Raw genomic sequence first — 13,263 nt, 5'->3', positions numbered from 1 at the left:
AATAAATGTATTTTTAGTCAGGGTGATGAAAATAGAGAAGTTAATATTGGAAAAACATATAGACTATTCCTCACGTCTAAATTTCATATCCGGCCATGTAGCAAGAGACGGCACATTAATCTTAATCGAAAGTGATATAGAAGAACTCGATTTCTTCAGACGACCGGTTGTAAAAAATAATTGGTTCATCAAGCTGATAAAAGATGGCAGGATAGAAACAGTCGAATTAAAAAATGTTCCGCTTATCCCGACGGAAGTAGACATCTTTTCAGATGGTACGTTGCTTCTTGTCCAAAGCCGTTGTCTAAAGGAAGGTACATCTATTGAACGAAATGCGAGAAGATATAATCCGAGCGGGCAATTAATTGATGCTTTTACGTTGGGTGACGGCATAGAGAGTGTACAAGTTGATGAAACAGACACGATTTGGGTAAGCTATTTTGATGAGGGGATATTTGGAAACTTTGGCTGGGAAGAGCCGATGGGGAGTGCTGGTGTTGTTGCTTATACAATAAACGGTGAACGGTTGTGGGATGCAAGTGATTATGGAATTATGGACTGTTATGCGCTAAATGTTGCGAGCTCAAAGGAAATATACTTCTATTATTATGATGACTTTTTTCTTGTGCAACTGAATGAGCGGAAGGAATCGATTCGTAATCGTGTCAATAGCCGCCATCATACGTTGCAGCAATTTGTGTTAGACGAGAAGGGATTAATTGGTCAAATAGATGGGCAAAAGCTGATGCGCTTCCGAAAAACATTCCGAAAGTTTACTCCAAAGGAAGAACTGCGAGTCGTGGACGAAAAAGGGAAGCGTATTATTGGACCAGTGTTTATGCGCGGGGATTACATTTATGTATATGGAAAAGGCGGGATATACAAAAGAAGGGTATCTACAATAAAGAATGCTTCGCTAAAATAACTGGAACTGCCAGTAAAAGAACGAAACCCAGCCCAGCGCCTTCTCCGGATAGGGAAGTAACATTTTTTACAAAAAAACCCCACAAAATATCTAGGCAAATATTAAAATTTCGTGTACACTTAAAAAGTATTTTTTCATATGTATAACAAAAAAGATTTTATATACATGATGAATTAGATATAATAGTAATGGTTGAAATCCAATGTTTAGATGTTTAGACTCATCCTTTAGGAGGAATGAAGAAATGAAAATTGTGAAAGTGAAAGATTATGAGGAAATGAGCAGAAAAGCTGCTGAAATCGTAGCCGAGCGTATGAACGCTATTGAAAATCCGGTCATTGGCCTTGCGACTGGCTCGACTCCAGAGGGTATGTATGAGATTCTGATTGACAAATATAACAAAGGTGAAATTGATTTTGCAAATACAACGACATTCAATTTGGATGAATATGTTGGTATTACGGACGATGATCCGAACAGCTACCATTACTTCATGGATAAGCATCTGTTCGAGCATGTCAATATTCCAAAAGAAAAAACTCATGTTCCAAGTGGTATGGCGGATGACTTAGACAGAGAATGCCGTGAATATGAAGAAGCTATTAAAGCTGCAGGTAACATCGATCTTCAATTACTTGGCATTGGCAATAACGGACATATCGGCTTCAACGAACCTGGTACACCTGTTGACAGCAGAACTCATATTATTGGACTTAAAGAGGAAACGATTCAAGCGAATGCCCGCTTCTTTGATTCCATTGATGAAGTTCCGACAAAAGCAATTACAATGGGAATTGGCACGATTCTTGATAGTAAAGAAATCCTCATGATTATCTCTGGTGAAAACAAAAGAGACGCTGTGACCAGCCTTCTTAAAGGTACAATCTCAGAAGACATCCCAGCATCCGCTTTACATAACCATCCGAATGCAACGGTTATTATAGATGAAGCGGCTTGGGGAGATAATGAATAATAAATGTTACGATGAAAAAAGGCTGGGACATAACTTCTTAGTATGGTTATAAATCCGAACAAATGATAAGAAAGAGTATCAACAACCGCTCCGGGAATATACTACGCTTTCCGCAGGCGGCTGGTGAGCCTCCTCGGGCTGCCGCCCTGCGGGGTCTCACCGATGCCTATCCTCCTGCTGGAGTCTCCGTATATTCCCGGAGCTAGTTAGCAGTTTTGTTCGGATTTAATTCATATTAGAATAGTTATGTCCCAGCCTCTTACCCTGAAAAAGTTAAACACGCTTAGCGATCAACACCTTTGAATACTGCCGCACGACCAAATCCTCCAATTGATCTGCCCGGAGTAAACCGAGCTCAATCGCTGCTTTAATTTTCGCTTTATCCGGCCGCCGGACTGTCTCAATCAAATCTTCCATTCGCAGCTCCTCCAACCGACGAACCGTTCGCTCTTCATCAAACTTCTCCGTTTTCCGTATCTGTCGCTTCAATTGATATCCATCTCGAATAAACTCACCAGTTTGATTCTCGCCAACCAATTCGTCAAAAGCTTTATTGAACTCCTTTTTCAGTTCACCTAATTCCTGCTCGATTTCTCGTTTCATTTCCTGCAGATTATAAAACCGCGCCAGCTTGTCTACATTTAGTTTATTATCCATTTGACATGCCCCCTGTCATCATTGTATTGATAACAGGTGTAGAATATTCCACAAAAAAAGACCTCCCATTTGGAAGGTCTGGCTTTTAATAAAATCGCTTGTAGCTATCGAAGTGCTTGCTCCAATAAGAGTCATTCAAGTTTGTAATGGTGACACCAGTTGATGATCCTGCGTGGATGAACTGGTTGTTACCGATATAGATTCCCATATGGGAAATTCCTGCTTTATACGTACCGGAGAAGAAGACAAGGTCGCCAACTTGTGGTGTGTTTACATAAAATGAACGGTCAAAGTAACCTTGAGTCGATGTCCGGCTAATACTCATTCCAGCATTTTTGTAGGCATAATAAATGAATCCACTACAGTCGAATCCGCTAGGTGAGGAGCCACCCCACACATACGGTACGCCCATATGACTACGAGCGGTACTAATCAGCTTGTCCACGTTATAGCTAACATTGCTGCTCGCTTTGCCAGAAGATGAACCACCTTTAGAAGGTGAACTTGCACTACTTCCGTTAATATTCAATTTCTGTCCGACATAAATCATGTCAGAAGATAAGTTGTTCCATGACTTCAAGTTGGAAACAGTGACGCCATGCTGTTTCGCGATATGTGATAGTGTATCACCTGATTTAATGACATAAACAGTAGCACTTCCGGTCGCCGGTTTATTCGGCTTACTTTTTCCAGCATTTGAATTTTTCGGTGGTGTTGAGCTGCTAGAATTACCAGGATTGGTTACATGGAATACATTGCCTGGATAAATTAGCGTCGTATTCAGATTGTTCCACTTCATTAGGTTCTGTAAAGAAATACCGTGACGAGATGCAATTCCGCTTAATGTGTCTCCTGCTTTTACCGTATATGTACTTGCGGAACTACTTTTATTGTTTGAACTTGGTTTATTTGACTTCGCTGGGGTTGATGATGACCCAGATGTTTTAAGTACCTGGTTAGGATAAATAATATCGGAAGTTAGGCTGTTCAGTTTCTTCAATGTTGTTACATTTGTACCGTGCTTCTGGGCAATGGTCCATAGAGAATCACCTGATTGTACCTTGTACGATGCTGCCGACGCTTCATCCGCTCCGAATAGTGCTGCTGCAATCGCTGCTCCAGCTGTTACTGACATAAAGATTTTTTTATTTGCCAACTAAAAAATCCTCCCTCTCTTATGTTGAATTAATACAAGATTCGTAGTTGAAAAGTTTGTCATATTTATTTGTGAAATGTTACCTAGTTATTAGAATTAGAAATAACTACCATCTATTATAGCGCAAAAAGACTAGTTTACTAGAATATTAATGGATTTGTAATCTCTTTGTAATATAAGTGAGAAACTTCGACAAAAGATTGGGTAAAATTGGTTTGGCGATGTGCTGAAATGTTTATCTGGTGAGTTTTTCCAGTTCTAAACATAATCCGAACGAACTAGAGCAAAAGGATTCTATTTCTACATATTTCCAGTTTTATCTTCTAAAAATCTCGTAAACTCTTGAACATTTCTAAAAAACCCCCTACTATTTCCATGGGTTTGTGTTATAATCACATATTGTAAAGTGCAATGATAAAGAATATAAATATAGTATATTTAGACTGAAACAAATAAAAATTACATAAGGAATATGGAGGTAACACCATGGAAGAAACAATTTCCTTAAAGGAGATATTTGAGGTAATCAAGCAGCGCATACTGCTTATTCTAGCCATCACACTTGGCGCGGCTGTTGTAGCGGCAGTTGTAAGCTACTTTGTTCTTACTCCGACTTATCAATCCAGTTCGCAGTTCATTGTGAACCAAAGTACTCAGGAGCAAGAAGTCCCGTACAACGTTAACGATATTCGGGCAAACGTCGAAATAATAAATACATATAACGTAATTATCAAAAGTCCAGCTATTTTAGAAGAAGTCATCAGTCAACTGGACCTACCCTACACAGTAGGGGAACTGAGTGAGAACATTGCGGTTGCCAATGAACAAGATTCACAAGTAGTAACGGTTACTGCAACCGATGAAAATCCAGAACTTGCAGTAGATATTGCTAATACTACTGTTGCTGTGTTCCAAGATAAAATTCAGGAGTTTATGAACGTGGATAACGTAGGTGTGTTAACAGAGGCTCAGCTAAGCGCAAACCCATCACCAGTCGCACCTAACCCAATTTTAAACATTGCAATTGCGATCGTTCTAGGTGTAATGATCGGCGTAGGTCTAGCTTTCCTACTCGCCTATCTTGACAACTCCATTACGACAGAAGATGACGTAGAAAAACATCTTGAACTACCGGTACTTGGTGTTATCTCACATATGAATTCAGAAGATATCCGGCCGAATCAAATGAATTTCCAATTGGACAGACAGAAGAGAGGTGGATTTAGTGGTGCGCAAAAAGAATCAGTCTAAACTAAGTAGTAATATCCGCCATCTAATTACAAAAATAAATCCCAAATCGCCAATTTCAGAGCAATTTCGTACAGTAAGAACAAATATGCAGTTTTCTTCGGTTGACAATGTTTTGAAGTCGTTTCTTGTAACCTCCTCTGGTCCTGCAGAAGGGAAATCATCAACGACTGCAAATTTAGCTATTGTTTATGCCCAGCAAGGGAAACGGGTATTACTAATTGATGCTGACTTAAGAAAGCCGACAATGCATTATACGTTCCGGCTTGATAATTTGCGGGGGTTAAGCAATTTGCTTGTCGGAGAAGTTACGCTGGAAGAAGCGGTGAATAGTACAGATATCGATACGCTGGACGTGATGACTTGTGGACCAATTCCACCAAACCCTTCCGAATTGCTTGGTTCGAGGAAGATGGAGACACTTTTGCGAGAAGCAAAACTAAGCTATGATCTCGTCGTATTCGATACCCCACCAGTCCTTGCGGTAACAGACGCACAAATCTTGGCTAACTTAGTCGATGGTTCGGTACTCGTTGTTCGTAGCGGCAAGACAGAAATCGAGCCAGCTCAAAAGGCGAAAGAAGCCCTTGCGCCTGCAAAAGCGAAACTACTCGGTGTAGTTCTAAACGACCGGGAGAAAAAAGCATCCAATTATTATTACTATTACGGTACAAACTAGCAATTAAGCTCCTTCCTTTCGCGGAATCAGCGGCAGAGAGGGGCTCTTTTTGCGTGGGTTTTGTAGCAATAGCTATCTCAAATCGTTCTTTAAATTAGTATAAAGAATGTAAAAATACCTATCAAAACTCTACAAACTTTGATATAATAGTATATCAAATAATTTGTTTTTTTCTAAAAATGGTAATAAGCGTTTATTTCGTTAGCTGTCAAATGGAAGAGAAATATGGAAGGGGAGTGCTTTTAAAATGATTGATATTCATTCTCATATCCTTCCCGGCATTGATGATGGAGCCCAAACTGAAATCGATAGTTTACAGATGGCAAGAGCTGCAGTGAAAGAAGGAATCACGAAGCTTGTTGCGACTCCGCACCACCGGAATGGTAAATATGATAATGAACGGGATAGTATCGTCCATTGGGTCGATACACTAAATGAATTGATCTTGAAAGAAGGTATCCCGCTTACTGTTCTACCAGGTCAGGAAACAAGGATAAATGGTGAGATGATTGCTGAACTGGAAGATGAAGTCATTTTACCAATCAACCATACCAAGTATGTGTTTGTAGAATTCCCTTCTGACCATGTTCCGCGTTATGCAAGCCAGATGTTATTTGACATTCAAGTTGCTGGATATATCCCGATCATTGTGCATCCAGAACGAAACCAAGAATTGATTGAACATCCAACGAGGCTCTACGAATTTGTAAAAAAGGGTGCTCTTACGCAAGTCACAGCAGCGAGTGTCGTAGGAAAGTTCGGGAAGAACATTCAGAAATTCAGCGGACAAATCATTGAAGCTAACTTGACTCATTTTATCGCATCCGATGCCCATAATACGTCATCACGAGGGTTTGCAATGAATGAAGCGTTTCAATTGATCCAGAACGATTATGGGGATGATTATGTGGGTATATTCCTTGAGAATAGTGAATTGTTAATCGATAACCAGAACGTGAATCGGATGGAACCCTCCAATATAAAACGAAAAAAGTTCCTTGGTCTCTTTTAGTGCAGACCAGGGAACTCCCCTTGTAAATATAGTAGATAAGTATCGAATGTTGAACTAGCAGTGCGATTTCTTTACCATTATATGGTGAAAAAGTATTGTATCGCTATACATAAGAAAAATAATCACTGACATGAAGGCTTAACCCTCATGAGAAAGGAGAATCCATGTCCTATTCAAAACGTTTATCATTGCTCTTCTTACTAGATACGATAATCGTTGCAACAGCAATATTTGTTGCAGCATGGATTGTATATCCTGCGTATACTGACATACTAACTTCTACTGCAATTATTTCATCTGCTATCGCACTCGTTATCTTTCATCATTTATATGCAGCTGTTTTTAAACTTTATAAAAAAGTATGGTCCTATGCTAGTGTTGGGGAATTAATTGCCATTGTTAAAGCTGTGACACTAACTGTCATCTCTGCTGGAGTAGTACAGTTTCTGTTAAATGACTTTTCAATTCTTCGCCGGGCTTTAGTCGTTACGTGGCTATTACATATTGTATTAATTGGAGGATCTCGTTTTATCTGGCGAATGTATCGAGATCGTTATATCAGCAACAACAACAAATCGCAAAAACGGACACTTATCGTCGGGGCCGGAGCTGCCGGGGCAATGATTGTTCGTCAATTACAGAATGAACATAATATAGAACTCGAGCCAGTTGCGTTTGTTGATGATGACTTAAGTAAGCAAAAAATGGAGATGTATAACCTCCCCGTTGTCGGAACAGTCAATGATATCCCGAGAATTGTTGATGAATATGATGTTGAACATATTGTAATTGCGATTCCCTCATTAAGAAGTGGGGAACTGAAAAATATTGTCGAGGCTTGCGCGAGTACGCCAGCCCAAGTGCAAATGATGCCGAAAATCGAGGATCTCATGACAGGAAGAATTACGGTAAGTAGTCTGAAAAATATCGAGGTAGAAGATTTACTTGGGCGTGAACCTGTTAAACTTGATATTAATGCCATTTCGCAATATGTAACGGGAAATACGGTGATGGTTACGGGCGCTGGCGGCTCAATTGGTTCCGAGATCTGTCGTCAATTGATGCGCTTTTCGCCGAAGAAGATTCTCCTAGTTGGACACGGAGAATACAGCATTTACAAAATCGATATGGAACTGCGAAAAGCATATGGGGAAGAACAGATCGAAATTGTTCCGATTATTGGGGATGTGAAAGACCGAAAACGTATTTTTGAAATTGTCGGGGAACATTTGCCGGCAATTATTTATCATGCAGCAGCACATAAGCATGTTCCATTGATGGAGTATAATCCGCATGAGGCTGTGAAAAATAATATTATTGGCACGAAAAATGTCGCAGAAGCTGCGGACAAGTTCTACGTTAGGACGTTTGTTCTCGTATCGACGGATAAAGCAGTGAACCCAACGAATGTGATGGGCGCTTCTAAACGTGTTGCAGAAATGGTTGTACAGAATTTAGCTAAGCAGAGTGATACGAAGTTTGTGGCCGTCCGTTTTGGTAATGTGCTTGGAAGTAGGGGGAGTGTTATCCCGCTTTTCCGTAAACAAATTGAAAATGGCGGGCCAATAACAATAACTCATCCTGATATTACGAGGTATTTTATGACAATACCGGAAGCATCGAGGCTGGTGGTTCAAGCCGGGACTCTTGCAAAGGGTGGAGAAATCTTTGTCTTGGATATGGGTGAGCCGGTGAAGATAGTTGACTTGGCTAAGAATTTAATCAAGTTGTCAGGGTATACCGAAGACGAAATCAGAATGGAGTATTCTGGTCTGAGACCTGGTGAGAAGATGTTTGAAGAGTTATTAGGTGAGGACGAGGTTCTTCCTGGTGAGGTTTATGAGAAGATTTATGTTGGGAGAACGGTTGAGGTCCATCCAAGTTTAATTGAAGAATTACTTGAGCATTTCATGGAGTTTGATCGTGTGGAGTTAAAAGAAGAATTGATGAAGATTGTTTATTTGGAGCGGGAGCAGCTCGCTGTTCAGGCTTAATTTAGTTGTTAATAAATAAAATTATAATACAAAGCGGAGGACTTGATATGAAAAAAGTAAGAAAAGCGATTATTCCGGCGGCTGGACTTGGAACAAGATTCTTGCCAGTAACAAAGGCGATGCCGAAAGAAATGCTGCCAATTTTAGATAAGCCTACTATTCAATATATAGTGGAAGAAGCAATTGAATCTGGCATAGAAGATATTATTATTGTAACAGGAAAAGGAAAACGGGCAATTGAAGATCATTTTGATCATAATTATGAATTAGAACAAAATCTATTAAATAAAGAGAAATATGATGTGTTAGAAAAAGTTAATCACGCCTCTAATATTGATTTGCATTACATACGCCAAAAAGATCCAAAGGGATTGGGACATGCAGTTTGGTGTGCTCGGAAATTTATTGGGGATGAACCTTTTGCGGTGCTTCTTGGAGATGATATTGTACAGGCTGAGACACCAGGATTGAAACAATTGATTGAACAGTACGATGAAACAGGTAGCTCTGTTGTAGGTGTTCAGCAGGTTTCAGAAAATGAAACAGATCGGTACGGTATTGTTGATCCAGGAGAAAAAGAAGGAAGAAGATACAAAGTTAAAAAATTTGTGGAAAAACCAGCAAAAGGAACGGCACCTTCAAACTTAGCAATTATGGGTCGCTATGTTTTTACTCCTGAAATATTTGATCTTTTAGGTAAGCATGAGATTGGTGCTGGTGGAGAAATTCAATTAACGGATGCGATTGAAAAGTTAAATGAGATTCAAAATGTGTATGCTTATGATTTTGCTGGGAAACGATTTGATGTTGGGGAGAAGATGGGGTTTGTTAAGACGACGATTGATTTTGCTTTAGAGGATCCAGAAATGAAAGATGAATTGTATGAATATCTAGTAGAAAAAGTTAAAGAAGTTAATATGCTAAAATAATCTAAATTAACAGTTGGTGATGGAGGTCACTTTGATATGTTCTACTCGAAAATGAAAAGATTAATAGACATTATCCTTTCCCTTACAGGATTAGTTATTCTATCACCAGTATTTATCCTTTTGATTTTAGCTATTAAGATAGAATCGAAAGGGCCTGTCCTTTTCAAGCAGAAGCGAGTTGCTATACATAAAACGCATTTTAATATTTTGAAGTTCCGAACGATGAGGATTGATACGCCGCAGGATACTCCTACACACCTTTTAGGAAATCCGGATCAATATATTACGAAAGTAGGGAAGTTCTTAAGAAAAACTTCACTCGATGAACTTCCGCAAATCATAAATATTTTAGCAGGACAGATGAGTGTGATAGGTCCCCGCCCAGCATTGTGGAATCAATATGATTTAATAGAAGAAAGAGATAAGTATGGTGCAAATGATGTAAAACCCGGACTCACAGGTTGGGCGCAGATTAACGGAAGAGATGAACTGCCGATAGCTGTCAAGGCAAAACTTGATGGAGAGTATGTGAAACGGAGAAGCTTCAGTTTCGACCTGAAATGTTTTATTGGCAGCTTTATTAGTGTCGTAAAAAGTGATGGTGTTGTAGAAGGCGGAACCGGTGTAGCTAAACGGGAAGAGGCAGCCAGTAACGAGGAGACGACAAAATGAAGCGAATTTTGATTACTGGAAAAAATAGTTATGTCGGCAATTCTTTTGAAACGTGGCTGGAGAATTATCCTGGAGAATATGAAGTAGAAAAGATTAGCTTGAGGGATGAAACGTGGAGAGAACGTGACTTTTCTAGATATGATGTTGTATTGCATGTGGCGGGAATTGCGCATGTTTCCAAAGATCCTAAAATGGAAGAACTTTATTATAGAGTAAACAGAGATTTGACGATAGAAGTTGCTGAAAAATCTAAAGCTGAGGGTGTCCAGCAATTCGTTTTTATGAGTAGTATTATTGTATACGGTGAAGGAAGTAGTGATAGAAAAGTAATTGATGAAAATACTATTCCAGAACCAAGTAATTTCTATGGAAATAGCAAGCTCCAGGCCGAAAATGGAATTAAACCACTAGAAAGTGAGAATTTTAAAGTTGCAATTATCCGTCCTCCAATGATTTACGGTAAGAATTCAAAAGGAAATTATCCTAAGCTTGCAAAAGCGGCACGAAAACTATCTGTATTTCCTGATATAGAGAATGAGCGCAGTATGTTACATATTGATAATTTGTCAGAATTTCTTCGATTAATAATAGATAACAAGGAAGATGGCTTGTTTTTCCCGCAGAATAAGGAATTTGTAAAGACGAGTGAAATGGTACGTTTGATTTCAGAAGTCCATGGACAATCTATTCAACTTGTTACTGTATTTAATCCGATATTGAAGTTAATGAGTGGTAAAATTGGGATTATAGATAAAGTGTTTGGGAATTTAGTTTATGAAAAGTCTCTAAGTAAATATAAATGTGACTATCAAATAAGAAATCTTAAGGAATCGATAATAATAACAGAGAGGTAAGTATCATGTCTATTAGTCAAGTTAATATACAACATCAACAAGCATTAAAATATTCCGTCCTTATGTCTGTTTATTACAAAGAAAATCCGGAATACTTCAGAATGAGTATAGATAGTATGCTATCTCAAAGTCTGTTCCCGGATCAAATTGTTATCGTTAAGGATGGGGTACTTACGGAAGAACTAGAAAAAATAATTGAAGATTATTTATTGGAGTTTCCCGATTTATTTACAATTGTTCCCCTGAAGAAAAATGTAGGTTTAGGTCGGGCTTTGGACGAAGGATTAAAACATTGTAAAAATGAGCTAGTAGCTAGAATGGATACCGATGATATATCATTACCTAATAGGTGTAAAAAACAAATTGAGGAATTTACAACCAACCCTGATTTAAGTATAGTTGGTGCTATGATTGATGAGTTTTATGACAGTCCTAATAATATAGTTTCTTCAAGAAAAGTACCTATAAAACATGAAGAAATAGTTAAATTTATGAGAAGAAGAAGCCCTTTTAACCATCCAGCTGTCATGTTTAAAAAAAACGAAGTAATACGATGTGGTGGTTATGGGGCTTTTAGGCGTAAACAAGATTTAGATTTATTCTCAAGAATGATTAATAACGGCTGTAAGGCAGCTAATATTGATGAATCATTAGTATTATTTAGATCGAATGAAGATAATTTTAAACGCAGAAAAAGCTGGTCATATTGCAAAAGTTATATTGATGTTCAATATGCTATTTGGCGGAGAGGTCATTGCTCATTCTTAGATTACATGTATGTTGTTATAGGTCAAATGATAATGTATATTTCACCTATGTGGTTTCTAAAATGGTTATCAAATAACTTTTTGAGAAAAAATTCTAGTAATTAAAAATGTCTATTTGTTAGCTTTATCATTATGACATTAATGCTTTGAGATTAAGCCTATTTAAATTATATTATAATTTCATGGAATGCAAGAGAGCAATTTGTATAAATATTTATTTTTAATTGATAGGTGTTGAGGTGGTCTACAAATGGAGCCAATAAGAGTTCTACAAGTCGTTGGTCGAATGCATCGTGCAGGGCTTGAAACATTTTTAATGAATATATATAGAAATATTGATAGAGAGAAAATTCAATTTGATTTTTTAACACATTATACAAAAGAGGGAGACTATGACCAAGAGATAGAATCCTTAGGTGGAAAAATTTATAGATTTTCAGTTATGGAAGATAAAAATATATTATTATATTTCAAGCAATTAGATGATTTTTTTAAAGCTCACAATGAATACAAAATTGTCCACGGACATTGGACTACATTTGGCTTATTTTATATGTACTATGCAAAAAAAAATGGAATTAAGTATAGAATTGCTCATGCGCATAGTAATAGGTCAAAACCTGGATTAAGAGGAATACTAGTAAATAATTTAGCAAAATCAATGAAATCTATGTCAAATTATTACTTTGGTTGCTCTCAATCTGCTATAGAATGGTTATATGGTAAAAATAGCCGCGTAGTAAAAAATGGGAAAGCCAAAATTATAAAAAATGGGATTGACGTAGATAAACTTAAATTCAATTTAAAAGTCCGTGATGAGTATAGGAAAAATTATAATATTGAAGATAGATTTGTTATAGGTCATATAGGAAGGTTTTATTATCCGAAAAATCAAGATTTTATTATAAGATTGTTCAGGCAACTTTACAAAAACGATAGTAATTCCTTGCTGATGCTAATTGGAACTGGTGAAGATATGGAAAGAATTGAAAAAGAAGTAAAACTAATGGGGTTGGAAAACTCCGTGATGTTTCTTGGAAATAGATCGGATATAGCTGAATTGCTATCTTCTATGGATATTTTTTTATTCCCGTCTCGATATGAAGCATTTGGCATGGCAGCAATAGAAGCGCAGGCATCAGGACTAACGACAATTGTATCAGATGGAGTTCCAAATGACGTCCATATAACAAATGTAATAACTGATTTATCACTTAGCTGCCCAATAGAAAAGTGGGTAGAAAGAATTCTTCAGGCTAAAAATAATCATCTTGCTGATCGTATTAGGACCTATGAAGATGTTAGAGCATCAGGGTATGATATTAAAGAACAAGTTAAGAATATAAAAGATTTTTATTTGACTTTAAATTAGTTGTACTTTTTTATGAAATTAAACG

The 13,263-nt window shown here is 37.7% G+C and carries 13 protein-coding genes; 11 read left to right on the top strand and 2 right to left on the bottom strand.

Annotated elements, in window-relative coordinates; translation table 11 throughout:
• Positions 1-46 precede the first annotated feature (46 nt).
• Positions 47-925 (top strand): hypothetical protein, encoded by an 879-nt coding sequence (locus SPD53_RS10285; protein WP_336252500.1) that lies wholly within the window; start codon positions 47-49, stop codon positions 923-925.
• Positions 926-1,169: 244 nt separating this feature from the next.
• Positions 1,170-1,898, top strand: a complete 729-nt coding sequence (gene nagB / locus SPD53_RS10280; RefSeq protein WP_336252499.1) for a glucosamine-6-phosphate deaminase — start codon at positions 1,170-1,172, stop codon at positions 1,896-1,898.
• 273 nt (positions 1,899-2,171) lie between these two features.
• Here nagB and SPD53_RS10275 read toward each other — a convergent pair whose 3' ends face one another.
• A complete protein-coding gene (locus SPD53_RS10275) occupies positions 2,172-2,555 on the bottom strand; it encodes a hypothetical protein (RefSeq protein WP_336252498.1) in 384 nt (127 codons plus the stop codon).
• Positions 2,556-2,640: 85 nt separating this feature from the next.
• Positions 2,641-3,711 carry a C40 family peptidase gene (locus tag SPD53_RS10270; RefSeq protein WP_336252497.1) on the bottom strand — a complete coding sequence of 357 codons (1,071 nt, stop codon included), beginning with the start codon at positions 3,709-3,711 and terminating at the stop codon, positions 2,641-2,643.
• A gap of 486 nt (positions 3,712-4,197) precedes the next feature.
• Here SPD53_RS10270 and SPD53_RS10265 point away from each other — a divergent pair, with 486 nt between their 5' ends.
• The 9 genes from SPD53_RS10265 to SPD53_RS10225 all read left to right on the top strand — a co-directional run bounded on the left by SPD53_RS10265 (position 4,198) and on the right by SPD53_RS10225 (position 13,238).
• A complete protein-coding gene (locus tag SPD53_RS10265) occupies positions 4,198-4,962 on the top strand; it encodes a YveK family protein (protein WP_336252496.1) in 765 nt (254 codons plus the stop codon).
• Positions 4,937-5,638 carry a CpsD/CapB family tyrosine-protein kinase gene (locus tag SPD53_RS10260; protein ID WP_336252495.1) on the top strand — a complete coding sequence of 234 codons (702 nt, stop codon included), beginning with the start codon at positions 4,937-4,939 and terminating at the stop codon, positions 5,636-5,638. The genes SPD53_RS10265 and SPD53_RS10260 overlap by 26 nt, the downstream gene beginning before the upstream one ends.
• A 247-nt stretch (positions 5,639-5,885) precedes the next feature.
• Positions 5,886-6,650: a tyrosine-protein phosphatase gene (locus SPD53_RS10255; protein ID WP_336252494.1), complete on the top strand. Its 765-nt coding sequence runs from the start codon at positions 5,886-5,888 to the stop codon at positions 6,648-6,650.
• A gap of 164 nt (positions 6,651-6,814) precedes the next feature.
• Positions 6,815-8,644: a polysaccharide biosynthesis protein gene (locus tag SPD53_RS10250; RefSeq protein WP_336252493.1), complete on the top strand. Its 1,830-nt coding sequence runs from the start codon at positions 6,815-6,817 to the stop codon at positions 8,642-8,644.
• Between the two features lie 47 nt (positions 8,645-8,691).
• The gene (gene galU, locus SPD53_RS10245; protein WP_336252492.1) at positions 8,692-9,573 is read left to right on the top strand and encodes a UTP--glucose-1-phosphate uridylyltransferase GalU; all 882 of its coding nucleotides are present in this window, start codon (positions 8,692-8,694) and stop codon (positions 9,571-9,573) included.
• A gap of 36 nt (positions 9,574-9,609) precedes the next feature.
• A complete protein-coding gene (locus tag SPD53_RS10240) occupies positions 9,610-10,245 on the top strand; it encodes a sugar transferase (protein WP_336252491.1) in 636 nt (211 codons plus the stop codon).
• Positions 10,242-11,099, top strand: coding sequence for an NAD-dependent epimerase/dehydratase family protein (locus SPD53_RS10235; protein ID WP_336252490.1), 858 nt, complete (start codon positions 10,242-10,244; stop codon positions 11,097-11,099). The genes SPD53_RS10240 and SPD53_RS10235 overlap by 4 nt, the downstream gene beginning before the upstream one ends.
• 5 nt (positions 11,100-11,104) lie before the next feature.
• A complete protein-coding gene (locus SPD53_RS10230) occupies positions 11,105-11,971 on the top strand; it encodes a glycosyltransferase (RefSeq protein ID WP_336252489.1) in 867 nt (288 codons plus the stop codon).
• 145 nt (positions 11,972-12,116) lie between these two features.
• Positions 12,117-13,238, top strand: a complete 1,122-nt coding sequence (locus SPD53_RS10225; RefSeq protein WP_336252488.1) for a glycosyltransferase family 1 protein — start codon at positions 12,117-12,119, stop codon at positions 13,236-13,238.
• Positions 13,239-13,263 lie beyond the last annotated feature (25 nt).

Source organism: Oceanobacillus sp. MO10714A (assembly GCF_037072045.1).
Taxonomy (GTDB): Bacteria; Bacillota; Bacilli; order Bacillales; family Amphibacillaceae; genus Oceanobacillus; species Oceanobacillus indicireducens.
Note: the sequence above shows the minus strand (reverse complement) of the source record. Positions and strands in the feature narration are given on the sequence as shown.